Source organism: Stenotrophomonas sp. ISL-67 (genome assembly GCF_018612915.1).
Lineage (GTDB): Bacteria > Pseudomonadota > Gammaproteobacteria > Xanthomonadales > Xanthomonadaceae > Stenotrophomonas.
Map to the genome: position 1 here is coordinate 181,574 of NZ_JAGGRL010000007.1, position 25,991 is coordinate 207,564.

General features: G+C 67.3%; 16 protein-coding genes and 1 pseudogene. 9 read left to right on the forward strand and 8 right to left on the reverse strand.

Going from position 1 to position 25,991, the window contains the following annotated elements:
* Positions 1–22 precede the first annotated feature (22 nt).
* The 4 genes from J7J08_RS09705 to J7J08_RS09720 form a co-directional block, all read right to left on the reverse strand.
* Positions 23–1,162: a hypothetical protein gene (locus J7J08_RS09705; RefSeq protein ID WP_214904548.1), complete on the reverse strand. Its 1,140-nt coding sequence runs from the start codon at positions 1,160–1,162 to the stop codon at positions 23–25.
* 100 nt (positions 1,163–1,262) lie between these two features.
* Positions 1,263–1,868 carry a thioredoxin family protein gene (locus tag J7J08_RS09710; RefSeq protein WP_214904551.1) on the reverse strand — a complete coding sequence of 202 codons (606 nt, stop codon included), beginning with the start codon at positions 1,866–1,868 and terminating at the stop codon, positions 1,263–1,265.
* 8 nt (positions 1,869–1,876) lie between these two features.
* Complete coding sequence (locus tag J7J08_RS09715) at positions 1,877–3,379, reverse strand: oligopeptide:H+ symporter (RefSeq protein ID WP_214904555.1); 1,503 nt, start codon at positions 3,377–3,379, stop codon at positions 1,877–1,879.
* Between the two features lie 242 nt (positions 3,380–3,621).
* On the reverse strand, positions 3,622–4,500 hold the full coding sequence (locus tag J7J08_RS09720; RefSeq protein WP_214904558.1) for a tryptophan 2,3-dioxygenase family protein: 879 nt from the start codon (positions 4,498–4,500) through the stop codon (positions 3,622–3,624).
* A gap of 335 nt (positions 4,501–4,835) precedes the next feature.
* On the opposite strand from J7J08_RS09720, the gene pdhA reads away from it, so the two are divergent.
* From pdhA to J7J08_RS09740, 4 genes are read left to right on the forward strand one after another with little or no spacing between them, the layout of a single operon-like run.
* The gene (gene pdhA / locus J7J08_RS09725; RefSeq protein WP_214904560.1) at positions 4,836–5,918 is read left to right on the forward strand and encodes a pyruvate dehydrogenase (acetyl-transferring) E1 component subunit alpha; all 1,083 of its coding nucleotides are present in this window, start codon (positions 4,836–4,838) and stop codon (positions 5,916–5,918) included.
* Complete coding sequence (locus tag J7J08_RS09730; RefSeq protein ID WP_214904564.1) at positions 5,911–6,978, forward strand: alpha-ketoacid dehydrogenase subunit beta; 1,068 nt, start codon at positions 5,911–5,913, stop codon at positions 6,976–6,978. Before pdhA ends, J7J08_RS09730 begins: the two co-directional genes overlap by 8 nt.
* A 1-nt stretch (position 6,979) precedes the next feature.
* Positions 6,980–7,333, forward strand: a complete 354-nt coding sequence (locus tag J7J08_RS09735; protein ID WP_145478894.1) for an SH3 domain-containing protein — start codon at positions 6,980–6,982, stop codon at positions 7,331–7,333.
* Positions 7,330–8,718, forward strand: a complete 1,389-nt coding sequence (locus tag J7J08_RS09740) for a dihydrolipoamide acetyltransferase family protein (RefSeq protein WP_214904567.1) — start codon at positions 7,330–7,332, stop codon at positions 8,716–8,718. Before J7J08_RS09735 ends, J7J08_RS09740 begins: the two co-directional genes overlap by 4 nt.
* A 329-nt stretch (positions 8,719–9,047) precedes the next feature.
* Here J7J08_RS09740 and J7J08_RS09745 read toward each other — a convergent pair whose 3' ends face one another.
* Positions 9,048–9,680, reverse strand: coding sequence for an NAD(P)H-binding protein (locus tag J7J08_RS09745; protein ID WP_214904569.1), 633 nt, complete (start codon positions 9,678–9,680; stop codon positions 9,048–9,050).
* 136 nt (positions 9,681–9,816) lie between these two features.
* On the opposite strand from J7J08_RS09745, the gene J7J08_RS09750 reads away from it, so the two are divergent.
* Entirely contained in the window at positions 9,817–11,370 is a 1,554-nt protein-coding gene (locus tag J7J08_RS09750; protein WP_214904570.1) for a GGDEF domain-containing protein, read from the forward strand.
* Positions 11,371–11,479: 109 nt separating this feature from the next.
* Here J7J08_RS09750 and J7J08_RS09755 read toward each other — a convergent pair whose 3' ends face one another.
* Complete coding sequence (locus tag J7J08_RS09755) at positions 11,480–12,421, reverse strand: DUF808 domain-containing protein (RefSeq protein WP_214904571.1); 942 nt, start codon at positions 12,419–12,421, stop codon at positions 11,480–11,482.
* A 164-nt stretch (positions 12,422–12,585) separates the two neighbouring features.
* Between J7J08_RS09755 and J7J08_RS09760 the strand changes: the two are divergent.
* From J7J08_RS09760 to J7J08_RS09770, 3 genes and pseudogenes are all read left to right on the forward strand, one after another.
* A pseudogene (locus tag J7J08_RS09760) lies at positions 12,586–14,241 on the forward strand (AarF/UbiB family protein); the annotation flags it as partial.
* 193 nt (positions 14,242–14,434) lie between these two features.
* The gene (locus J7J08_RS09765) at positions 14,435–16,537 is read left to right on the forward strand and encodes a phosphoglycerol transferase I (protein ID WP_214904572.1); all 2,103 of its coding nucleotides are present in this window, start codon (positions 14,435–14,437) and stop codon (positions 16,535–16,537) included.
* 335 nt (positions 16,538–16,872) lie between these two features.
* The gene (locus J7J08_RS09770) at positions 16,873–22,887 is read left to right on the forward strand and encodes a hypothetical protein (RefSeq protein WP_214904573.1); all 6,015 of its coding nucleotides are present in this window, start codon (positions 16,873–16,875) and stop codon (positions 22,885–22,887) included.
* A 15-nt stretch (positions 22,888–22,902) separates the two neighbouring features.
* On the opposite strand, the gene J7J08_RS09775 is transcribed toward J7J08_RS09770, so the two are convergent.
* Positions 22,903–25,293: a DUF3772 domain-containing protein gene (locus J7J08_RS09775; RefSeq protein WP_214904636.1), complete on the reverse strand. Its 2,391-nt coding sequence runs from the start codon at positions 25,291–25,293 to the stop codon at positions 22,903–22,905.
* Positions 25,294–25,427: 134 nt separating this feature from the next.
* On the reverse strand, positions 25,428–25,676 hold the full coding sequence (locus J7J08_RS09780; RefSeq protein WP_214904574.1) for a hypothetical protein: 249 nt from the start codon (positions 25,674–25,676) through the stop codon (positions 25,428–25,430).
* A gap of 105 nt (positions 25,677–25,781) precedes the next feature.
* Here J7J08_RS09780 and J7J08_RS09785 point away from each other — a divergent pair, with 105 nt between their 5' ends.
* A complete protein-coding gene (locus J7J08_RS09785; RefSeq protein ID WP_214904644.1) occupies positions 25,782–25,985 on the forward strand; it encodes a hypothetical protein in 204 nt (67 codons plus the stop codon).
* Positions 25,986–25,991: the final 6 nt, after the last annotated feature.

The window sequence follows — 25,991 nt, forward strand, 5'->3', positions numbered from 1 at the left end:
GACGACCGTGGGTCATCACGCCTCAGCTGAGGTGCTTGCGCCGGGCGTATACCCACGGCGCGGCCAGCGCACCAATGGCGCCGGCAGCCAAGCCGAGCGAGGCCGCCACCGCCGCCGCTTCCAACGCCCCAGGCAGGGCCAGTGCGGCAATCACCAGCAAGGCGGCCGGCAGCGCGATGAAGGTCGCCAGGAAATAGCGCCAGCGCGGCGCCCACGTGCCCACCTGGAGCAGGCTCACCGGCATCCAGGTTTCGCCCGAGGCGTCCTCTGCGATCCTGGCCACCACCTTGGGCAGGTCTACTTCCACCGGGCCCTTGCCAGTGCGTGCGGTGGCCAGCGCGCGCGCCACCTCGTCGACCGACGGATAGGATGCCGGCCACGGCGTGGGCGCATTGACCCCGTAGGCAGTCAGCAGCGGCACGCTCAGCCACGGCGCCAGCAGCGGCCGCAGCCTGCGCCGGTCCAGTACGCACCAGACCTGGGCGATGCCGTTGGCAACCACGCTGTACAACGCCAGCTGGCCCGGCTCCGGGTAGGGCAGCACATGCACGCGCGCAGCCATGCTGGGATAGCCCATATCGCGCAGGAAGCCTGGACGGGTGCGGCCTTCGTGCGCCCACGCCAGGCCCAGCGGCGCGACCAGATAGGCCTCGGCCGGATCTTTCACACCGGCCGTGGCACGGTCATCGCTGGCCAGGAAGAATGCCAGCGATTTCGGTTCGGCCACGTCGTGCAGGTCCCAACGACCGCTGTCACCCAGCACATGCTTGAGCGGCAACCGCGCGGGCGCGGTTTCGGCCTTGGTGGCGTTGTGCAGGTAGGGCAGTACCGAGAGCACGAAACCCTGCAGGTCCACCCCGCGCGTGCCGTTGCCCTGCCATTCGCTGGGCAGCACGCCGGCCAGTGCCGGGTTGCGGGCCAGCTGGTCGAGCTGGGCCTTCTGTTCAACCAGCTTCTGCACCGCCGCCTTGAGCAGCACGTTGTCGGGCACCGACACCAGCGGCAGCCGATAGTGGATGGAGCCGGGCGCGGCGGTGTCTGCCTCGTGGGTCGCGTCGTGCGCCGAATGGTCGTCCATCAGCACATCCGCCGGCGGTAGGGTCACCCCGGCCGGTGCGTCTAGAAGGGTATCGGAAGTGCTGTCGCTGGCGCCGGGCTGCATGCGTTCAATCCATGAGGTCCTTGGTCATAGCGGCAGCGGAACGGGCTTCTGTAGGGCAGGAAAAAAAAATGCCGCGATGATCGCGGCATTCTTCGTTGGGTCACGGCGCCGTCGGCGGCGCCCATTCCTTCATGAAGGCAAAGAAGCGTTCGCGGTTGTAGCCCTTCGGCTGGCCCTTGTCGGCCTCCAGCTCGCCGGTGAACTGCGAATGCAGCAGCGTGCCCTGTGCATCCAGCACGAACAGGTGCGGGTAGCCCTTGATCGGCGGGAACTGCGACAGGAAGGCGGCGTTCTCGTTGTCTTCGCTGTAGTTCACCTTCATCCAGACGTAGTTGGCATCGCGGAAGCTGCGGATCTCCGCATCGCCCTCGATGAACGCATCCAGCAGGTGGCACCACGAGCACCACTCCCCGCCCACGTCCAGCACGATGCGCTTGCCGCCCCGCTGGGCTTCGACCTTGGCCGTGGCCAGGTCGGCCACGGGATCGCGGCCCGGGTCGAACTGCGCGTTGAGTCCCGCGACCGCAGCGACATCCGCTGCGGCCGGCGTATTGCCCGAGGCCACCGGTTGGCCGGGGTCGGCAATCGGTCGCTTCTGCTCGGTGGTATCCAGCGGCTGCGCAGGCGCGGCGGTGGGCGCCGACGGCGAACAGGCGGCCAGCAGGCCGGCCACGATCATCGAGGAACACCACGTTTTCATGCGCATCGCAGACCTCACTTGACGCCGTGCATCAGCTTGTTGATCAACGGGGCGATCAGGAACAGCACCACGCCGGACCCGATCAAGGCCCAGAAGCCGAAGGTGTAGCCCTTCAGCGCCGATTCGACGGTCATGCCGCCTTCGCCACTCACCGCGCCGGCGAAGATGCCCGACAGGTTGTTGCCGATGCCGGTGGACAGGAACCAGCCGCCCATGCCGAAGCCGACCAGGCGCACCGGCGCGAGCTTGGTCACCATCGACAGGCCGATCGGCGACAGGCACAGCTCACCGACCGACTGGATGACGTAGACCATGAACAGGGTCCAGAACGGGATCTTGCCGTCCACCACCATGCTCGACAGCGCCAGCATCAGCAGCGCGAACGCAGCACCGTTGAACAGCAGGCCCAGGCCGAACTTGCGCGGGATGGACGGATTGGCACGGCCCAGCTTGATCCAGATCCAGGCAATGATCGGGGCCAGGGTGATGATCGCCACCGAGTTCACCGACTGGAACCACGCGGTCGGGAAGGTCCAGCCACCCAGGTTGCGGTTGACGATGTTGTCGGCCAGGAAGGTGAAGGAACTGCCGGCCTGTTCGAAGAACATCCAGAACATCACGTTGAAGGCGAAGATGATCAGCATGGCGATCACGCGGTCGCGCTGCACCTTGCCCTCGCGGATGCCTTCCACCAGCAGCAGCACGCCCAGGGCGACGAACAGCGCACCGAGGATCCAGGCCAGCGCGGTGGCGCCGGTGGACAGCAGGAAGTAGGCCACCGGAACGGCAACCAGTGACCCGACGAACACCATCACCACGCGGCCCATGCCCTCGGCGCCGGCCGGCGGTGCGCCGATGCCCTTCAGGCCCGCACGACCGATGTAGAACCACGCCAGGCTGAGCAGCATGCCGATGCCCGAGGCGATGAACACCATCTTGTAGGACGGCATCGCTTCGGTACCGAAGACCTTTTCGGCCAGGTACTGGGTCAGAACCGGGGCGATCATCGCGCCGACATTGATGCCCATGTAGAAGATGGTGAAGCCCGAATCGCGGCGCTCATCCTTCAGGCCGTACAGCTTGCCCACCATGGTGGAGATGTTCGGCTTGAACAGGCCGTTGCCGATGATGATCGTGGCCAGGCCGAACTCGAACACTTCCTTGTTCGGCATGGCGACCATGAACAGGCCGGCGGCCATGATCACCGCGCCGGTCAGGATGGAGCGCTGGTAGCCCAGCACCCGGTCGGCAACGTAACCGCCGAAGATCGCTGCGGCGTACACCAGGGCCAGGTAGGCACCGTAGGTACGGCTGGCGGCGGCCTGGCCGGCCGAATCGCCGTCGAAGAACTGGGCCACGATGTACAGCACCAGCGCCCAGCGGATCCCGTAGAACGCGAAGCGCTCCCAGAACTCGGTCATGAACAGCATCCACAGCGGGCGCGGATGGCCGAGGGTGGTCTTGAACTCCGGCAGCGCCGGATCGGGAATGGATTTCGCGGCGGCGTCTACGCTCATGCGGGATTCCTGGGTTCGGTGGAAGACATGCACGTCCGATGTGCGAAACAACGCGGGAGAATCCCAGAACAACGGCGTTCACGTCAAATACACGCCGATGTGTGCCGCTGGGCGCACGCTCGCTGAAATTGCATGTGCAACTACCGCCCGGGACCGGCCGGCGCAGCAACGACGGGGCCTGCCGCACCGTACGGGGGATGGCGCGGGAAAACATGAATGGGCCTGCGACGCGGCCCCCCGGCTCAGGCGTCGGGCGGCATCGGGTCGTCGTTGCGGATCGTGGTGCGCACCTGGAACAGCTCCGGGAAGAAGGTCAGCTCCAATGCCTGGCGCAGGAACCCCACCCCGCTGGAGCCGCCGGTGCCGCGCTTGAAGCCGATCACCCGCATCACCGTGCGCATGTGGCGGAAGCGCCACAGCTGGAAGGCGGTTTCCAGGTCCACCAGGTCCTCGCACAGCGCGTACTCGCGCCAGTAGCGGTCGGTGTTCTGGTAGATCCGTTCAAACACCGGGTGCAGCGCATCGTCGGCCACGTGCGGTTGCTGCCAGTCGCGATCGAGGTAGCCGGCCGGAATGGCATGCCCGAAGCGGGCCAGGTAACGCAGGAATTCCTCGTACAGACTGGGCGCGTCCAGTACCTGCTGCAGCTGCGCCTGGCCGGCCGGGTCGTGCGAGAACACCTGCAGCATCTGCGCGTTCTTGTTGCCCAGCAGGAATTCGATGTAGCGGTACTGCAGCGACTGGAAGCCCGACGAAGGCCCCAGCACGTCGCGGAAGCCCATGTATTCGGAGGGAGTGAGGGTTTCCAGCACCGACCACTGCTCGGTGAGCTGGCGCAGCACCTGCTTGCTGCGCGCCAGCACCTTCTGGCATTGCCAGACCTGGTCGCGCTGCAGGAAGCCGATCGCCGCGCGCAGTTCGTGCGCCAGCAACTTCAGCCACAGCTCCGAGGTCTGGTGCTGGATGATGAAGAGCATCTCGTCGTGGTGCGGCGGGTTGGAGAGCGGCTGCTGCGCCGACAGCAGCTGGTCCAGCCGCAGGTAGCCGGCGTAGGTGAGGCGACCTTCCAGGTCGGTGTGGATGCCGGCTTCCAGATCGCGTTGGTTCTTGTCGACAGACATGGCGGGGACCGCTTGAGGGGGTGAAAGCGTAGCGCAGTGGCCGGGTGCCTGTGCGGGCTGCCCCCTACGCTGGCGTGTGGAGCTGCGGCCGGGGCCGTGTTCAGCGCGGGCGGGACGAACCGGGTACGCCGGCCGACAACCCGGCGGGAGCGCGCTCATGCGCCGTTGATACAACTGAATACGTTGATGTTATTGGCGTTTAGGGCATTTCATGGGGTATACCGGCGGTGCCAGCGGGGCAGTTCTTGCTGCGCCGCAGGACGGCTTTTTCATACGTCTTCCTTAACATGGCAATTCATATCATTTGTAACTTCCTGTCGAAGGTGCAGTACGCAATGACGGTTGCCGCTGAGTTCAAGATCGAATACCTGCAGTACCTGGGCACGGACGGCACGCTCGTCCGCGATGACCTGCCCGACGCCCTGCGCGACCCGCGCGCGCTGCTGCCGATGTTCAAGCAGATGCTGTTCGTGCGCGTGTTCGACGGCAAGTCGATCGCGCTGCAGCGCACCGGCAAGCTGGGTACCTACGCCGCCTGCCTGGGCCACGAAGCCGCACATGTCGGCATCGGCGCTTCCATGCAGAAGGACGACGTGTTCGCGCCGTCCTACCGCGAGTATGGCGCCATGTTCATGCGTGGCGTGCGCCCGCGCGATGTCCTGATGTACTGGGGCGGCGACGAGCGTGGCAATGATTACGGTGGCAATGCGGCCAAGGACTTCCCGTTCTGCGTGCCGATTTCCACCCAGTGCCTGCACGCTGCCGGCGCCGCACTGAAGTTCAAGCTCAACCAGGAGAAGCAGATCGCCGTGGCCGTGTGTGGCGACGGTGGCAGCTCCAAGACCGACTTCTACGCGGCACTGAACTCGGCCGGTGCCTACAAGCTGCCGCTGATCCTGTGCATCGTCAACAACGGCTGGGCCATCTCGGTGCCGCGTTCGGCCCAGACCGGTGCCGAAACGCTGGCCCAGAAGGGCCTGGCCGGTGGGCTGTTCTGCCTGCAGGTGGACGGCAACGATCTGATCGCGGTGATGGCCGCCATGCTGCAGGCACGCGAGCGCGCGCTGGCCGGCGACGGCGGCACCGTGCTGGAACTGATGACCTACCGCCTGTCCGACCACACCACCGCCGATGACGCGCGCCGCTACCGCGACGATGCCGAGGTCAAGGATGCCTGGCAGCGCGAGCCGATGCTGCGCCTGCGCAAGTACCTGATCGGCGCCGGCGTCTGGAGCGAGGAAGAGGAACAGGCGTGGACCGTCGAGTGCGGCAAGCGCGTGGATGAAGAGGTCAACCTGTACCTCAACACCCCGGTGCAGCCGGTCGAAGCGATGTTCGACTTCCTGTATGCCGATCCGCCGCAGGACCTGCTGGTCCAGCGCGCACAGGCGATTGCCCTGGAGCAGCGCCATGGATGAGATCAAGAACGGCGCGTCCAGCGCGCAGACCAACGCCGCCGACAGCGCCGCTGTCGCGCGCGGAGAAGACATCATGACCACCACGCCCATCACCCTCATCGAAGCCATCACCCAGGCACTGGCGTGGGAGCTGGAACACGACAAATCGGTGCTGGTGCTGGGCGAAGACGTGGGCGTCAACGGCGGCGTGTTCCGCGCCACCGCCGGGCTGCAGCAGCGCTTCGGCGCGGACCGCATCCTGGACACCCCGCTGGATGAAACCACCATCGCCGGCCTGACCATTGGTCTGGCCGCGCAGGGCATGAAGCCGGTGGCCGAAGCCCAGTTCGATGGCTTCATGTACCCCATGGTGGACCACATCATCTGCCATGCCGCACGCCTGCGTTACCGCACCCGTGGCCGCCTGCACTGCCCGATGGTGCTGCGCGTGCCGTGGGGCGGCGGCATCCGCGCGCCGGAGCACCACAGCGAAGCCAACGAGGCGATCTTCACCAACGTGCCGGGCCTGCGCGTGGTGCTGCCCTCCTCCCCGCAGCGTGCCTACGGCCTGCTGCTGGCCGCGATCCGCGAACCGGATCCGGTGATCTACATGGAACCCAAGCGGATCTATCGCCAGTACAAGGAAGTGGTCGTCAATGACGGCGAAGCGCTGCCGCTGGACGTGTGCTTCGTGCTGCGCGACGGTACCGACGTGACCCTGGTGACCTGGGGCGCGCAGGTCAAGGAAGCGCTGGAAGCAGCCGACAAGCTGGCCGGCGAAGGCATCAGTGCCGAGGTGATCGACGTGGCCACGCTGCGTCCGCTCGACTTCGCCACCATCGCCGAATCGGTGGCCAAGACCGGCCGTTGCGTGATCGTGCAGGAGGCCCCGAAGACCGCGGGCTTCGGCGCGGAGATCGCCGCGCGCCTGGCCGAGGAATCGCTGTACGACCTGCTGGCGCCGGTCGAACGTGTCACCGGCTACGACACCCACATTCCGCTGTTCCGTCTGGAAATGAAGTACCTGCCCAGCGTGGAGCGGATCGTCAGCGCGGCCAAACGCGCAGTAGCGGCGGGCTGACATGCGGGCCAGACTCCTGGGCCCATACCGCAGCCAGTACCCCAACCCGCTCCGGTTCCGCACCGGCCAGATCGTCGAACTGGGTGTTCGTGACGAGGAATGGCCGGCGTTTGCCTGGGTACGCACCGATGACGGGCGTGCCGGCTGGGCACCGGTGGCGTGGTTGCAGATGCTGGACGATGGTCGCGCAGAGGCCCTGCGCGACTATGACGCCCGCGAACTGGACGTTGACAGCGGTGAAATGGTCAAGCTGCATCATGAACACGGCGGCTGGTGGTGGTCCGAACGCGCGAACGGCGCGACGGGCTGGCTCCCGGCCCGCGATCTCGAACTGCTGGAAGAGAACTGCACATGAGTGAGAACAAGAGTTTCCACCTTCCCGACCTCGGCGAAGGCCTGCCCGACGCCACCATCGTCGAGTGGTTCGTCAAGGAAGGCGACGTCATCAAGCTCGATGAACCGCTGGTCTCGATGGAGACCGCCAAGGCCGTGGTTGAGGTGCCCTCGCCGTTTTCCGGCAAGGTGCTGAAGCTGGCCGGCGGCGAAGGCGACATCATCCCCACCGGCAGCGTGCTGGCCCAGTTCGAGCTGGACCCGAACCTGCCGCAGCGCGCCGATGGCCAGGACACCGGCCACAGCCACGGCCACGCGGCCCCGGCGCCCACGCCGAGCACCGGCCAGACCGCCCCGGCCCAGTCGGGCAAGGTGGTGGCTTCCGATGAGGGCGGCGAGATCGCCAAGCCCGGCGCCGAACGCGATGACGCCGGCACCGTGGTCGGTGCGATGCAGAGCTCCAATGCCGTGCACGCCGAACAGGCCGTCGCGGTGGGTGGGGTCAAGGCCGTGCCGGCCGTGCGCGCCACCGCGCGCAAGCTGGGCGTGGACCTGAGCCGCGTGCGTGCCACCGGCACCGATGGCGCGGTGACCATGGCCGACGTCAAGCAGGCCGCCGCCGATGGCAGCGCCAAGGTCGGCGCCGCGCCGGCACCGGTTGCGGCTCCCGTGGCCGCCGCTGCGCCGGTCGCCCGCGCCGGTGAAGCCCGTGCACCGTTGTCTGCTGCCGGCAAGCCGATGCGCACCCAGCCGCCGGGCGTGGTCGCCAAGGGCCAGCCGGAACCGCTCAAGGGTGTGCGCCGCAACATGGCACGGGTGATGGCCGATGCCCACAGCAAGGTCGTGCCGACCACGTTGAACGACGACGCCGACATCCACGCCTGGGTGCCGGGCAACGACGTCACCGCCCGCCTGGTGCGCTCGATCGTGGTGGCCTGCCAGAAGGTGCCCGCGCTCAATGCGTGGTTCGATGGCGACGCGCTGACCCGCACCCTGCACGCGCATGTCGACGTGGGCATCGCGGTGGACACCGACGACGGCCTGTTCGTGCCGGCCCTGCGCAATGCCGACGTGCTGGACGCACGCGGCATCCGCGAAGGCGTGAACCGCCTGCGCGAGCAGGTGGAAGCGCGCTCGATCGCCGCGTCGGAGCTGAGTGGCTATACGATCTCGCTCTCCAACTTCGGCATGTTCGCCGGCCGCTACGCGACCCCGGTCGTGGTGCCGCCGTGCGTGGCCATCGTCGGTGCCGGACGTGCCCGCCACCAGATGACCCCGGTGATGGGCGGCGTGGAAGCGCACAAGGTGATTCCGCTGTCGGTGACCTTCGACCACCGCGCCGCCACCGGCGGCGAAGCGGCGCGCTTCCTGCGCGCGATGATGGATGATCTGGCGCTGGCCAGCTGACGGTAGGTGCCGGCCGTTGGTCGGCACGCGATGTAATGACGGCCACCGAACGGTGGCCGTCTTCGTTTACGAACCGGTAGGGTCGGACCCCGGTCGACTGCCGATAACACTTCACCGCTCGGTAACGCATGGAGACGGAACGCAGCGCCATGACCTGCAGCTACCCGTGCCTCCTCCCACGTAACGGCGTTCTCACGCTGGACATCGCTGCGTTCGCCGCACCGATCACCGTTATCGGCAGTCGACCGGGGTCCGACCCTACTGGGAATGCGTTCGTTCCGGCACCGTGCAGCCACGCAGGGCGTGGCTCTACGCAAGGTCGCCAGAGGTCACACCAGGTCGGTTGATGCCACCACATGCGCGCCGGGACGGGGCGCCAGCGCTGCTTCAACCATTGCGGCGGCAATGCGTTCGGATGGATTGATCCGCCATGCCCGCGGCAGCACCGGCCCCAACGCGCCCAGCACCAGGCTGGCAAGGTGTTCGCCGGTGCGTCGCTCGCTGCGCTCACCGCCGATCAGGCCAGGTCGCACCAGGGTGAGGGACGGGTAGTCCAGCCTACGCAGGTCCTGTTCCACCCGGCCTTTGACCTGGTTGTAGAAAATCCGCGAGGTTGCACTCGCTCCCATCGCCGAGTTCAGCACGAAAGCGTTAGCGCCCCGCGCGCGGGCCAGCGTGGCGACCTGCAGCGGGTAGTCGTGGTCAATGCGAGCGAACCGCTCACGGCTGCCGGCCTGCTTGATCGTACTGCCCAGTGCGCAGATAACCGCATCCACCGCCCGCCAGTCGGCGTCTGCCGGCAGCTGCTCGAAGTCCACCACCGGGTTGAACAGGGCCGGGTCGGCCAGCGCCACCGCGCGCCGGGTAGGCGCCACCACGGCGTCGCAGCGGGGGTCGTCCAGCAGCTGCTGCAGCACCTGCGCGCCGACCAGGCCGGTCGCCCCTGCCAGCATCACCTTCATCGCATACTCCTGCCCTTCAATTGCCTACCATCGTGGCACAGCGCCGGGTTCAAGCCGACGACGCTGGCGCCGATACTGTTCCAACGCCTCCCTCCGTCCGGCCCCGTGGACGGTAACCCGCCCCAGGACCCGCCGCATGAAGGACCCGCAGGACGCACTTCCCAGCCCCAGCCCAGATACGGCCATTGGCCGGCTGTTGCTGCGCCGGCAGGCGAAGGACAGTCTCGCCGACGCGGCCGGGGACGCGTCCGCCGCCAAGGGCGGCAGCAGCGCCATGCTGCAGCGGCTGTTCGCCGGGGCCGAACAGCCCGAGCCGCTGCTGGCCGCCTTCGCCAACGGCATGTCCACCCTGCCTGGTGAGCTGGGCGACATGGGCCAACGCCTGCAGTCGGCGCAGCGCAGCGCCGACTGGGTCAGCTACGGCCGCGCCATGCGCCAGCTGATCGACAAGTACATCCGCACCATCGAACAGGACAGCCCCGACGGCCAGCCCGACAGCCTGCGCCTGCGCGAGCTGCTGCGCCTGACCCTGGGCGTGACCGTGGCCAGCCTGCTGCAGAACATGCCCGAGCTGAAGGACGAGCCGGTGCAGCTGGCCGCCGAACTGCGCCAGTGGCACCCCGGCCAGCAGTTGCAGCCGCTGGAGCAGCGGCTGCGCGAGCTGACCCACCAGATCGGCGTGCGCAGCGATGGCTGGCAGGAACAGCAGGAACTGCTGATGAGCCTGTTCGACCTGCTGCTGGACAACATCGGCGAGCTGCTCGACGACACCAGCTGGCTGCACGGCCAGGTGCACGCGGTACGCGCCCTGATCAGCGGCCCGCTGGACCGCGATTCGGTCGAACAGGCGCGTGCCAACCTGCGCGAAGTGATCTACAAGCAGGGGCTGCTCAAGCAGGGCATCGTCGAGTCCAAGGCCGCGATGAAGAGCCTGATGGGCGGCTTCATCGAACGGCTGGATGGCATGGCGGTCAGCACCGGCGAATACCACGACCGGATCAGCAGCTACGCGCTCGCATTGAAGGAGGCGCGCAGCATCGCCGACCTCAACCAGCTGCTGCAGGACGTGCTGCAGGACACCGGCCGGGTGCAGGAACAGGCATTGCAGGCGCGTGACCACCTGGGCACCGCACGTCGCGAGGTGGAACAGGCCGAGGCCCGTATCGCCGAACTGGAACAGGAGCTGCGCGATGTCTCCGGCCAGGTGCGCACCGACCCGCTGACCGGTGCGCTGAACCGCCGCGGTCTCGATGAACTGCTGGAGCGCGAGCTGGCCCGCGCTGCGCGCCATTCCCATCCTTTGGCGCTGGCCGTGCTGGACCTGGACGATTTCCACCAGACCAACGAGACGCACGGGCATCCCGGCGGCGATGCGATCCTGCGTCACCTGGTGACGGTGTGCCAGCTGTTGCTGCGCAACACCGACACCATCGCCCGCATCGGCGGCGATGAGTTCGTGCTGCTGATGCCGGAAACCCCGGGCGCCGACAGCATGTCGACGCTACAACGCCTGCAACGCTCGCTGGCGCAGCGCCCGTTGCAGCTGGACGGCGAACGCGTGCCGGTGCATTTCAGCGCGGGCTTGAGCCAATGGCAGCCCGGCGAAACCGGAGACGCCCTGCTCAAACGCGCCGACGCGGCGCTGTACGCGGCCAAGCGGATAGGCAAGAGCCGCGTCCAGGCGGGCTGATCCCACGCCCGGGGTGGCTGGGGTGCATCCGGGCACCTCGTGGACACGCATGGCGTGTCCCACGCAACGCCAGACCCGATCCCGCCGCACGCATGGGCCTGCACAACGATCAATGCGCAGCAGTCTTCCCACGCATCTTCTGGATTCCGGTCACCGCCGCCAGCACCACCGCGCCGGCGATCACGCCGACCACCAGGTTCGCGCCCACTTCCACCAGCCAACCCCACGGTGCCACCTTCCCGGCGATACCCAGTACGAAGTGATGCACCGCCGGCACGTTGTGCACCAAAATGCCACCGCCGACCAGGAACATCGCCAGGGTCCCGGCCACCGACAGGAACTTCATCAACCACGGCGCCGAAGCCACCATGCCACGCCCGAACGCGGCCACCGCCCCGCCCTTCCTGGACAGGTACAGGCCGGCATCGTCCAGCTTCACGATGCCAGCCACCAGGCCGTACACGAACACCGTCATTGCCAGCGCGATCACCACCAGCGCGGTGACCTGGTTGAGAAACGGCGCGGCCGATACCACCCCCAACGAAAGCACGATGATTTCGGCGGACAGGATGAAGTCGGTGCGGATCGCGCCCTTCACCTTGTCATTTTCCCAAGCCACCATGTCCACCTTCTCGTCGGCCAGCGCCTTGACACGCTCGGCCTTGTGCTGGGCATCCTCTTCCGGTGAATGCAGGAAGCGGTGCGCGAGCTTTTCCACGCCTTCGTAGCAGAGGAAGGCGCCGCCGATCATCATCAACGGCACCACGATCGGCACCGGGTAGCCCTTGCTCCTGAGCCAGGCTTCCAGCGCACTGATCGCCAGCGCGGCCGGCACCAGGATCGCCTTGTTCACCAGCGAACCCTTGGCTACCGCCCACACCACCGGCAGCTCCCGGTTGGCATTGACTCCGGTCACCTGCTGGGCGTTCAACGCCAGATCGTCGCCAAGCACGCCGGCGGTCTTCTTGGCCGCGACCTTGGTCAATACCGAAACGTCATCCAGCAGAGTGGCGATATCGTCGAGCAACGCGAACAGGCTGGCACCGGCCATGGCAATCCAGAAATCGAAGGGACGCCCGGATTCTGACCGATCCGGGCGTGTTCGTGGAAGAAGCGCCGGATTCACCAGCCCACCACCGCCCTGCGGCGACACTGCCGGTCTGTCCTGCCCCGGAGCCCTGCTTGAATACCACGCCCGCCATTCCCGGCTCACCCTCGCTGGTCAAAGGCATGAACCGCCGCAGCCAGATCCTGCGCCTGCTGCTGCGCTACCGCCATTCCGGGGTATTTTCGGGGATGAACCTGGATTCGCGCGCCGTCCATGACCTGCCACCGGAGGGCAACCCGGAGCAGTTCGTCACCGACCTGGAATCGCTCGGCCCCACCTTCGTCAAGCTCGGCCAGATGCTGTCCACCCGGCCGGACATGGTGCCGGTGGAGTTTGCCACCGCACTGGAACGCATGCAGGAGAAGGTCGCGCCGATCCCGGTCGAGCGCATCTACGCCATCATCGAGCAGGAGCTTGGCGCCCCGGTGTCCAAGCTGTTCTCCAGTTTCGATCCGGTGCCGCTGGGCTGTGCCTCCATCGCGCAGGTGCACCGCGCGCAGCTGCACGACGGCCGCGACGTCGCCGTAAAGGTGCAGAAACCGGAGGTTGCCGCCCAGCTGCGCTCGGACCTGGAAGTGCTGCGCAGCTTCGCGCTGGCCGCCGACCATCTTACCCAGGTCGGCCGACGGGTACGCCTGCGCGACTGGCTCAACGAGTTCGCCAAGACCTTGATGCAGGAGCTGGACTACCAGGCTGAAGCAGAGAACCTGCAGCGCTTCGGCCAGCACCTGCGGCCCTTCAAGCCGCTGTGGGTACCCCAGCCGATCTGGGACTACTGCAGCCACCGGGTGCTGACCATGGAGCTTGCCCAGGGTGTGCGCGTGGACATGATCCCCGATGTGCGCCGCACCGAAGAGCCGATGGCGCCGCTGGCCGCCGCGCTGATCCGCGGCTACATCGACCAGATCTTCGTACATGGTGAGATCCACGCCGATCCGCACCCGGGCAACCTGCGCGTCACCCCCGAAGGGCGCCTGGCGATCTTCGACCTGGGCATGGTGGCGCACATGCCACCGCGCCTGCGAGAGCGCCTGTTGAAGTTGTTGTTCGCCGCGGTGGATGGGCGTGGCGAGGAAGTGGCCGATGAGATCATCGGGATCAGCACGCGGCTGGAAGCCTTCGACGAAGAGCGCTACCTGCGCGAAACCGGACAGGTGATCGCGCGCTATGCCGCCAGCAGCACCTTTTCCGAAGGCCGCGTGGTGCTGGACCTGGTCCGCATCGCCACGGCCAGCGGGCTGCGCACGCCACCGGAGTTGAGCCTGCTCGGCAAGGCGCTGCTCAACCTCGAAACCGTATGCCGGCTGCTGTCGCCGGACCTGGATACGCGCCGCATCGTCGAACGCCAGCTGCAGCACGTGATGCGTGCGCGCCTGAAGAAATCGCTGTCAGCGGCCAACCTTGCCAGTGAAGCAATGGAGGTGCAGCAGCTGCTGCGCGAAGGCCCGCGCAAGATGTCCGACATCCTGGCGCTGCTGGCCGAAAACCGGCTGCAGATGAAGGTGACCGGGCTGGAAGAATCACGCTTGATGGAGAACCTGCAGAAAATCGCCAACCGCGTGTCGGCCGGCATCGTCACGGCCGCGCTGATTCTTGCGGCAGCATTGATGATGAAGGTAGATACCGGTTGGCACTTGTTCGGATATCCGGCGATCGCGTTCACCTTGATGCTTATCGGCGTATTCCTTGGGTTGGGCATCATCCTCAGCGCACTGCTGTTTGATCGACGCGCGCGCTCGCGGGAAGAACGCGGGCATCGATGAGTCGATGGCGCGCCGCAGGCGCGCCGTCTTCACGTGCGCTTTACCCTTTGAATCGCAAGGCGGTGTAGGCATCCGCGACGCGTTGTCAACAAACATTTCAGTCAGGTTCGTGCAGGCATGATCCCGTCATCGGCCTGTCATGAGGGTATGTCTGGGCAGCCGGTCGCACCTGTCTCCGCTGCCGATGATACCCATGCTCTGGATCCTGTTGCTGTCGCTGTTGCTGCTCACTTGGTTGTTGCTCGCCTCTGGCCGCTGGGTGTGGTGGAAGGCAAGCCTGATGTCGCTGCTGCTGCTGACGCTCAGCGCATGGTGGTTGATCAACAAGCTCTCCGGCGATGGCCTGAATGCGGCAACGCTGTACCACCTTGGCGCGGACATGGAAGGCGCCGGTGTCTCCGACTTCAAGGGTTACATCGCCGGCTTCATCGCGCTGGCCCTGCTCTCGCTGCTGCCGTTGCTGACGCCGCGCACCCAGCGCTGGCAGCGTACCGCGCATGGCCGTGGCATCTTCGCCGGCTTCCTGGCGGTGTGGGTGCTGGCGATCGGCGTCAGTCCGCTGTATCGCGATGGCCAGCGCCTGTACCAGCAGATGCGCCCTGTTGATTACAGCATGGTCGCCCCAGAGTACCGCGTACCGCAGCAGCCGCTGCGCAAGCCGCGCAACATCGTGTGGATCTACGGCGAAAGCCTGGAGCGCACGTATCTGGATGAATCCACGTTCCCCGGCCTGATGCCCAACCTGAATCGCCTTGCCGGACAATCGCTGGACGTGCGCGGCCTGGTCTCGGCCGAAGGCGGCGGTTGGACCATCGCTGGCCTGGTCTCGTCGATGTGCGGCGTACCGCTGACCACCGCGCAGGGCGACGAGAACAGCATGGACCGCATGGGCAGCTTCCTGCCCGAGGCGGTGTGCCTGGGCGATTACCTCAAGCAGCAGGGCTACACCAACCACTACATGGGCGGTGCCAACGGGCTGTTCGCCGGCAAGGGCCAGTTCCTGGCCACGCATGGCTTCGATGCGGTGGATGACCTGGCCTGGTTCAAGCAGCAGAAGATCGGTCGCTCGCACTTCTCCACTTGGGGCGTGCACGACGACGTGCTGCTGGACAAGGCCTACGACCGCTTCATGCAGCTGTCCAAGGCCGGCCAGCCGTTCATGCTCACGACCTTGACCATGGACACCCATCATCCGGCCGGGCATCTGCCGGTGGCCTGCAAACGCACGCGCTACCAGAGCGGGTACGGCAACATCGGCCTGCTCAACGCACTGAAGTGCACCGATGGCCTGATCTCCAAGCTGGTCGACCGCATCCAGGCCAGCCCGTACGGCGACGACACGTTGATCGTGATCGCCTCGGACCACCTGGCCATGCCCAACGACCTGAGCCATATCCTGGCCAAGCAGAAGCGCGAGAACCTGCTGCTGTTCCTGGGCAAGGACATCCCGCCGCGCCAGCTGGCGGCCAACCAGGGCTCCACGCTGGATTCGGGCGCGACCCTGCTCAGCCTGATCGAACCGGAGATCGGCGAGATCGGCTTTGGCCGCTCGCTGCTGCAGCCGGAGCGCGCGAAGAGTGCCAGCGCCGCGGTGTTCCGCGACGACGGCAAGGATTTCCCGCGTTACCTGGCCTTCTCGCGTTCGCTGTGGCTGGGCGACAAGACCCGCCAGCTGCGCATCGATGAAGAAAACCAGGTGGTGATCGGCCTGCAGCATGTGCAGCCGCCGGTGCTGCTGGAGTACGACAAACAATGGGACCTGACGTCGGTCTACCTGGAGAACACCTCCAAGCAGTTCGACCTGGCCGACCCGGCCAATACACTGGCCTATGTAGATCGCTGCACCGCGTTCGAAGACGGTTCGGCCGATGGCGACTGGTGCGCCATGCTGGTCAACCGCGACAAGGGCATCAAGCTCTATCGCGACGACCAGCTGCGCCAGGGGTTCGCCGTGGATGCACCGCTGGATCCGTTCAACGGCCCGCGCCCGAGCATCCGCCAGGCGCACATGATCACCCAGAAGGGCCGTCGCACCCGCGCGGGTCAGTACATGCTGCAGTTCGTGGCCAAACAGTCGCCTGATCGTGGTTTCTGGATCGAGGCGGTGTCGTCCAAGCGCAAGGTCGTGGTCGCCCAGCAATGGGTACAGCCGGATGCGGAAGGCAGGATCAGCGTGCCGTTCGGGTTGGATCATGAAGTCGACGACCTGGAGATCCGCGCATGGTTGAATCACGCCGAGAAGCTGGCCGTGGACAACTTCGCGCTGATTCCGTCACGACGGGGCAACCGCGGCTGACAACCACGCTGCGGTGCAGGCCTGCTCCGCGAATCTGCGATCCCACGCACAGCGTGATATCCCGCTGATCGGCACAATCGTGCGTTCGTCGATGTCAATCAGGGGGGCCCGTTATTCTGGCTGCACCGCTGGCCGCCGACCGCATCCCGGCTACGCCCACTCAACCTGCCCACAACGCCCGTACCGCGCAGTCCGGTATCGGTGTCACCGGCATACACAACACCGCGCCGGGCTACGCCACACCTGAGCCCCTGGTACCGCTGCCACCGGCACTGGCGCGACTGCTGCGCCGCTGCCCTCTGCTGCCTTCGGAGCTGGCGCGGTTCCAATCGCGGTTGCAGGCGCTGCTGGTCCATGCCGCACCGGGGCAGCTCGCTGACCATCTTGCCAACGCGGTGCGCGCCACGCCGATTGCCGCGCGCCGCGAGGCGCTGGCGCAGGCACTGCGCGAGTGGGATCGCGCGCCGCTGCGCGACGCGACGGACTGGCGGGCCGAATGCGCGCGGGTGGTGACCGCCGTGGTCGACAGGATGGGCCAGATGCAATGCCGGCGTGTGGTGGGCAGCGCGCTGTACCTTGTCGCCAATCTCGCTGCCGGCCCCGCCGGCGCACAGGGATTGACCTGGACACAACAGGCCCTTGCGCTGCCGCGTCTGCTGCATGAACAGGCGCTGCTGCCGTGGCTGCAGTGGCTGTTCCAGCTGCCCCTGCCCTCGCTGCGTGGCGGGGCGTGGGTGGAACCCCTGATCGCCCTGCTGCCCGATGACCTGGAACCGCTGCAGCAGCAGGCCGACCGCGCGCATGCGGCCCTGCACGCGCAGTTGCAGCTTCCTTCGTCGCCGGTGCGCCTGCTCCTGCTGGGCACGGCGTGGGTGCTGTGGTGCCGCCGGCAACGCCAGGTCCCGCCGCAGCCACCGGTCACGGCCATTGGCCAGCGGCTGGCGCGGCTGCCTGACACAATGGACCAGTTGGACCTGGCCGGCACCGCCGTGCGCCGGCTGTTCGCCGCTCCGCACCCCGCCATGCGGGCGGAAACGCCGTTGCTCCCTGCAGACACCGCCTCCTCCGCAGCGGAACGCACCCGCCTGCTGCGCCCGGCACTGCCGATCGGCATGGCAACCGCGGCATTGATGGCGACGACAACGACGCATCCCTGGCAACGACGTGCCGCAGCGGCCACCGCTGGGCTGGCGGCAGCCACCGCAGGCGCACGGCTCATCGCGTGGGCGCTGGACGATGCCTACCGTACAGCCGTCCACCAGGCCGGCCAGCAGATCGACCTGGCACTGTTCAGCGCCCCCCGTACACCGGCCGCGCGGGCGTTCGGCCAGGCCTTGGCGCTGCACGTGGCAGCGTTGTCCGGCCCGTCCCCGCCGCCAGCCCGGGGTGCCACGCCCGACGCGGAAGCGCTGGTGGCGCACGCCCACGTGGTGCTGGACCTGCCCGTGGCCGACCACGCGCCCAGCTTCCGCCAGGCGTTGCGCGGCCTCTGCGGGTTCGACGACGCAGTCGGGGATGCACTGCTCGATGCTGCCGCGGGCTGGGCGCTGCGTCGCCGCCCGCGCTCGCTTCCGTCCAGCGACGGGCAGGGTTTCCTGCCACCCGGCGATCCGGCCACGAATGCAGCGGCGGCGCAGGACCATGTCGCGCTGATCGGGGCCCTGTGGACCTTGCGCGATACCGCCTCCGCCGGTGGCAGCGCGCAGCCCTGGCGTCATCCGTTTGCGCCGGCCGACGCGTCGCCACTGGCGCGGGCGTTGCAGACCGTCCGGCAACGGCTGATGCGCCTCTACCGCCAGGACGATTTCCTTCAAACCCTGTATGCGGAGCGCACGCCGCCGTCCACGCTGAGGGTGGTCAACGGCACGCTGAGCGGCATGCGCGCCACCTCCAGTACGGTGATCGTGCTGCATCCACAGCCGGCGTCGCCCGAAGGCGCGGCCTGGTCACCCTCAACCGCGTTGCTGCTGGTCAATCTGCAACACGCCGTCCTCGGCGCCGGCACCTGTTTCGACAACGCGGTACGTGCGCGCCTGGACTGCGCCCTGGCGTACTACCTGGGCCAGGTCGCGGCAACCACGCCGGCAACACCAGCGGCCCTGGACATGCAGATCCACCGCCTGGAGCGGGCGCTTCAGCAGCACGCCGATGGCCATATCGCTTCCACCAACGAAACCGGAACCCTGGTACGGCTGCAACAGCAGGTAAAACTGGCACAAGCGGTTCCGATCCGTGGACTGGCTCCGGCATGGAGCGAGTGGCGACCCGACCCGCGTTCGCACCTGGGACACAATACGGCGCTGGCGCGTGGGTTGCTGCGGCAGGTCGCGCAGCAGGCGGAATTCCTGGCGCTGTGCCGCCGCCGTGGTGCCGACCCCACCCAGCTGGTCTACCCCGCCCACGGCGCGGTGCTTGCACGTGCACTGCAGGGCCCGGACATGATCCACCTGTTCGATGCCGGCCATCCGCCTGCGGCATTGGCCCCGTTCGACACCATGCTGCGCGGCATCGCCACCGTGCTGCACGCGCCAGTGCGCTCTGACGGCCACCTGCGCGTTCCGGAAATGCTGGCCTATTACGCGGCGCCCTTGCCAGAAGTACCGATGGAGGAAGCACAGTTCGAATCCTGCCTGGCAACGCTGGCGCAGCAGATCGCACGACAACGGGGCGCCGTCGTTGAAACGACCCGCGTCGAAGTGGAGTGGGACGCGCGCGATGCTTCCCCGGCGCAGCACGACCACCCGCAGGTGCTGGACCGCCTCTGGGACCGCATCGACGCACGGCCGGAAACCCTGGATGCCGCGCTTGCCGGGCAACTGCTGCCACCGGTTCGCGCGTCCGAGCTGCACACGGCGTGGCAGGACGCACAGGAGCAGCTGCTGCGGACGTTTGAACAACCCGACATCTGGCTGCGGATGCGCCGCACCAATGCGTCCTTCCACTCCCTGCGCGTACGTGCCGATGGCATCACTGCGTCGTCGCATGCCGACGGGCCACCGGCCGTGGTGGTCGACGGGCTGGTAACCGACCTGCCGGCCACGCTGTCGGCACGGCTGGAGGCGCTGTACCGGATGACCGACCGGTTGGGCCGGTTCTCGCCCGGCACGGCGGTGCCGTTGGCCAATGCATTGCAGTTCCACGGTGCTTATCCGCCACCATCACCTTCGCCCTGCCCGGCACCGGTGCTGTGCACCCAGGCCCAGCTGCTGGACGCCATCGCCCGGGTGCAGGGTCGCTGGCAGCAACACGCCAACGCACTGCCACGCTGGCGCCAGGCCAGTAATGAGCTGCAGGATCTGGGCCAGTTGCTGGCCGAAAGCCCGGACGCTGCCGCTGGCGTCCACCGCCCCGCCTGGGACACCACCACCAGCGCGGTAGTGCAGCCGGCGCTGCCCGCCTTCGCGCGCCTGTTGGAAGCGCCCGAGCTGCAGGCGTACCTGCACTCCCAGCGGCTGGTACCCCGCTGGGTGTCCGTCAACGCGGCCGGTGACATCATGGTGGAAGACACGGCAGGCAGGCTGCATGCCTTCAATGCCACCGCTGCGCTGCAGGACACCGGGACCGCCTTGGCCACGCTTGCCACATTGCGCGCGGTGGCCGCCCAACTCGGTGCCCCGGTGCGCTCCGATGGCCGGGTCAGCGTAGACGATACCCTTGCCATGCACGGGGGTTGCGGGCCGTGGGAACAGGGCCACCCCGACGGTGCCTCACGCTGCGCCGAACGCCTGCTCGGCGAGCTGCGGCTGGGCATGCGGGCCGATCTGGTCCACGCCGCCGACGTGCTGGGCGCAGTGGACCTGGAGCAGGTGCGCCAGGCCACCGCCGCGTTCCTGGCCCAGCGCGCGCCCGACGAACAGACCCTGCTGGAGTACCTCGGCAACCCATTGGTCGAACGCGGCGACGCAGCGTGGGACCAGTTGCATCGCAGCAGCCATTTCGTCGCGTCCATGGCCCGCACACCGCGCGCGATGGCGTTGCAGACGGCACTGCTGCGGTCCCTGGACTGGTACCCCGGCAGCCGCACCACCCCCACCTCGCCCACGCTGCTGAGCAGCCTGACCCGCGTGGCGATCGTGCTCGACCTCGGCCCCCCATCGGATCCCGATACACGCGTCCTGCTCGGCTACCCCCTGCACAAAAGCGCCAACCAGGGGCGGACCTTCGCGCAGATCCGCCTGGACTTCCACGACCACCTGCACCGCCTCGGGCGCCTCCCCAGCGGGCTGCTGGGCATGGCGACCACGCTGGCACTGCAGGACCACGCACCGGAACTGCTGGCAGCCGATGTCCCACCCACCCTGGTCTATGGCACCACCGTCGCTTCGATCAACTTCGTCACCGGGGTCCACCTTGCCGAGCGCATGCAGCGCGGGCTGTCGCAGCAGATGCGCTTCAGCGAGCTGCTTACCCTGGCGGCCGACCTGGCCAACGACAGCCAGGCCCCTGCACTGGTCAAGCAGCTGACATTGCAGGCACGCCGCCTGCCCACGCTGGACTGGTACCTGTTCCGCCAACCCCAGGACCATGCCGGGGATGGGATGTCGCCGGCGCAGCGCATCGATGCGGCGCTGCACACGTTCGACCAGCGCGTGGTCGATATCGAACGGGCCATCAGCGATGTGCTGGCACCGTTGCCCTATCGCATGCCGCTGGTCGAAGCAGAAATCCGCCGGGTGTTTCCGCGCTTTCCGGGCGTGCTGGCCAGCCAGCCATGGAACTCCACCGAGTTCCGCCTGTGCAGGATCAGCGAGTATTTCGAGCCCAGCGTTCCATTCTACGAACTGGTGGCGGCTGGTGCCCTGCGCGGGACCCCATCGCAATGGCAGCCCTGCCGCACGCTGGTTCCCGATGCGCAGCTCAAGCGCCATGAGGCAGCCATGCACAGCGCCTACGTGCGGATGAAACCGCTGCTGCCCCGATTGGCCGACATCAACGCACGCTACCAGAAGCGTTTTGATACCTACTTCCGCAAGGCACAGCGAGGCTACGGGGTCTTGATCGAAGAGGCGCTGCACCAACGCCCGCTGGAGGAACGCCGTGCCCTGCAGCGCGGCGACGTCCAGGTATTCACCCTACGCACCCACGAACCGGACCTGGAGGCCCAGCAGGAGACCCGCAACGATACCGACCCCTACCGCGGCCGCTTCGGCGTGGTCTATACACTGATGCTGGATGGCCAGCCACGCCACTTCCAGCTGTTTCCGCTGCAGTGCCGGATCATCCCGCTGCTGGTGGATGGGCCACTGCCGCTGGGCGGCGAGCTGCAGCGGCGCAGCGTGCGCCTGCGCAGTGGCAACGTCGCCACGATCCGGGTCCGTCGTGGCACGCCGCTGCCGGTGGACTTGGACGCGTATGTATCGGACAAGATGCCCCAGGAAGGCCGGAGCTCGGATGTCATCGTCGAGCCGTTGCGGGTGCTGCCCCCGGCGAACGGCAACGATACCTTCGCGCCCTCGCCGTTCCATGCGCTGGTCGATCCCGTGCAGCGCGGTTTCTTCTGGCTGGACGCAGCGACGTTCCACCGCGAAGGCTGGGCACAGACCAGTTTCGAGGAACGTCGGGATGGTCCGCCGCTGTGGTTGGAGGTGGTGGATTTCTTCGTGCCGTTCGTGGAGAACCTGCGCCGGATCTCGTCGAAGAATCGCAACGAGTTTGCAATGGCCGCCTTTGGCCTGTACCTCGAAACGATCATCGTCGTCGGGCCGGTCATCGGCGGGGTGGTGAAGGTGCTGGCCCGGCCCGGACTGAAGTTGACGATGCCGCGCGTGGCCGAGCTGACGCGGGTGATTGGGCGGGGCGCGATCGACGCGCTCAACCCAGCGGCGGGCAGCCTGGCGCTGCTGCGCATGGGTGTGACCGTGGTGCAGCGTACCGCTTCCGGCAACCTGCGCTTTCTATGGGCACTGCTGGGTCGTTCCCGGCGCGCGAACGGGCTGCGCTGGCTGATGCGCGAAGGAATGGCGGCAGCCGAGGAAAGCAGTGGGCTGTCCTCGCCCATCCAGGACATCACCCTGCGCACGGTCGATGGCATTCCCAACGTGCTGGTCGCAAGGCCAGCGAGCGGCGACCGCAGGCGTACCCTGAGTCTGTTCGACCCGGCCACCCTGAGCGCTTACGGGCCACCGCTGCAGGAACGGATTGGCGATGGCAGCGGCGCGGCGGGCATGCTGCTCAAGGTGGGCGGAGCCCCGCGCGCGCCGCATGTCTCGCCCGGCAAGGCGCTCAAACCGATCAAACAGGGGCCCAAAGGCTCCGAAGAACAGCCCGACGATACGCGCTCGCCGTTGCAACCGCCCTCCCTGACGCTGCCCGATCACCACGACAGCATTTACCCTGACCTACGTCCCTGAGTGGCCCTGCCAGGCTCAGGGCGCCTCCGGTGGTGGCGGCATCGTGCCCACCAGGTGGACGTCGGTCGGCGCAGACAGTGCGATTCCGGCCGCGGCAAACCGCTGCAGCATCGTGAAGTACAGGTCACTGCGCACCCCGTACACCGCGCGCGGGCCGGAGGTATAGGCGAAGCTGTTGATCGCCACCTGGCCGTTGGCGATGGAATCGATGAACACCGACGGCGCCGGGTCGGCCAGCACGCCGGCGTGTTCGGTGTAGGCATCGAGCAGGATCTGGCGCACGCTGGCCACGTCGGTGCTGAGCGGCACGGTGAACTGGATCTGGATGCGACCCTGCGCGTTGTCCATCGTCATGTTGCGGATGGTCTTGGTGATCAGTTCGGAGTTGGGCACGATCAGCGTGGACTTGTCGCCCACCTGGATTTCGGTGGAGCGCACGTTGATGCGCTTGATGTCGCCTTCCTGGTCGCCCAGCTTTACCCAGTCACCGATCTTGACCGGCCGCTCGGCCAGCAGGATCAGGCCGGAGACGAAGTTCTGGGTAATCGCCTGCAGGCCGAAACCAATACCCACCGACAGTGCGCTGACCAGCAACGCCAACCGCTCGAAGCCGATTCCCAATGCGGTCAATCCCCACAGCACGGCGGCGATGATGCCCAGGTAGCGGGTCACCGTGCTGATCGAATTGCGCGCGCCGGCGTCCAGCTCGGTCTTGGGCAGGTAGGTCTCGGTCAGCCAGCGCTGGAACGCCTGCATCACCACCCACACCAGCAGGAACGCCAGCACCGCATAGACCACGGCGCTTGGCTTGAGCGTGGTCTTGCCAATGGTGATGCCCTTGGACAGCGTGTCCAGGCCGCCGAACAACGCATTGGTATTGCCCAATGGCGCGGTCAGCGCCAGCACCGCGAACACGATCACCCCGATCCGCAGCAGCGCCGACAACAGCACCCCGCCCTGCTCCAGGCGCGACGCACTCATGCCGGTGGTCAACACCACGGTCTGGCCAATGCGACCGGTGGGCGACAACAGCCAGATCGAGAGATCGTCGGCGAACTTGAGCAGCAGTGATGCCGCCAACAGCACCACCGCGCCCCAGATCAACTGCTGGCCGACGAACAGGGCGAAGTTGAGGTAACCCAGCAGGGTCGCGATCACCGCCGCCGACACCACCACGTTGCCCACCACGCGCGCGAGCACGATCCAGCCGCTCCGGCGCGTGTTGGCCTTTGGCTTGGCCGGGGCCTCGCTCTGCGCCTCCAGCTTGGCCTGGACCTCCTCCGCCTGGCGGCGATGCATGCGCGCCAGGGACACCAGGATGGCAATGATCAGCACCATATAGGTAATGGCGATCAACCCGTCCACCGCCACGGTGGTCACCTGGCTGGTGCGCGCCTGTTTGTTCAGCGCTACCAGCAGGATGCTGACCCAGGTCAGGCCGGCCGCGCACCACGCGTATTTGCGCAGCCGCCATGCCATGTCGTCATCGAGGTTCATCAGGCGCCACGACGGCCGTTTGGGCATCAGCAGTGCCGCACCCAGTGCGGCCATGAAGGCGGCCACGAAGGTGGCGACCTGGAAGTTGAGGGCCACCGCTTCCAGGCGCGGCGCGATGGCGCCGATTTCCTGCAGCGAGCCGACCAGGATCGCCGCGGCGAAGCCCGGCAGCAGGGTACCCACCGCCAGCAACCATACCGCCAGTCCCGAGCGCCGCAGGCGGCCGTCGGGCGCGCGCTCGGAGGCGGCAAAGCGCCGACCCAGCGCGCGCAGCCACAAGCGCAGCGGGAAGAACATCAGCAGTGCCGCTACCGCGCCGAACACCGGCGTACCCCGGCCATGCTGCGCGATCGCCTTGCGCGCGGTGGATTCACCCTGGCGATACAGTGCAGCCAGCCGGTCCAGATCGGCCGGGACGTGGGTGGCGAACTGACGCCACAGCGAGGGCGACAGCGGGGAATTGACCTTGCGCACCAGCTCCTCGCTGAGCTGGGTGGCGCGCATCTTTTCTATATCGGCGCTCAGCTGCTTGGCATCCACGGCCAGCAGGCGTGCACGTGCGATCGCCGCCGCGATATCGGCCCGCTCCTGGTTCAGGGATTTGCGCTGTTGCACCAGTTCGCGCGATTCCACCGTACCTTCGGCGACGGCGCCCAGCTGGGAGAGGCGGATATCCAGCTGGTCCAGTTGCGGCTGCAATGCGGACTGCGCGTCATCCGCGCTGCGCTGCACGCCCAGCGCCCGGTCGGACAGGGTTTTGAGGGTATCGCGGGTCTCGGCATCTTCCAGCGATTGCTGGATCGCCGCCAGCTCCTTGCCGGCCTGCGCCAGCTGCACCAGCGGCGGGTTCTGGCCATCGTCGGCGCCCTGCGCAGACACAGCAGGGGCGGCCAGCAGCCAGGCGCACATCAACAGGCCCAGCAGCGGCCGCAGCAGGGGAAAACCAGGACGGGAAGACAAACCAGCAGTACCAGGGCAACACGCGGACCACCGCGCCTTGGCGGACTATAAACCGCCACGTGTTCACATCGGGTATGCGCAGTTCAATACTTGAGCCGAAGCTCCTCCACCTGCGGCTGCAGCGCTGCGTACCAGTCCTGGAACTCTTCCTCGCTGATCTCGTCCGGCGCATACACCGCCACTTCGTCCCAGGCATGGTCGGTGGGCAGGGGCTGGCGCGGGCCGGCCCGCAGCGAATAACTGACGCCCTCGTGGTCGACCACCTCGTCGACGGTTTCCCAGCGCTGGCGGGAAAAACCGGCCGGGCTCTTGAGCAGGATCACCTGGTACATCCGCTTCTCCTTGACGTCGCCGCACGGGCGCGAAGACCTGGGTGAAAGCATAGCGCCGGCGCTGCGCAGCGGATCACCCGTGCAGGCAACGCACCGTTGCGGTGCATGCAGGTAGCTTCACCCGGCCGTGGCGTCGGTCCCGGCATCGTGGCGTCCACCTCCTCACCGGTGCCCGCGATGACCACCCACGCCGACCTGAAGACCGTTGATGCCACCCCCCAGGAGCACTACCTGGCGCAGGCCCGCCTGCAGGGCTTCGGCCTGGCCACGTTGATCCATACCCCGCAGACCGGCCACCCCACTGCCTGATTCCAC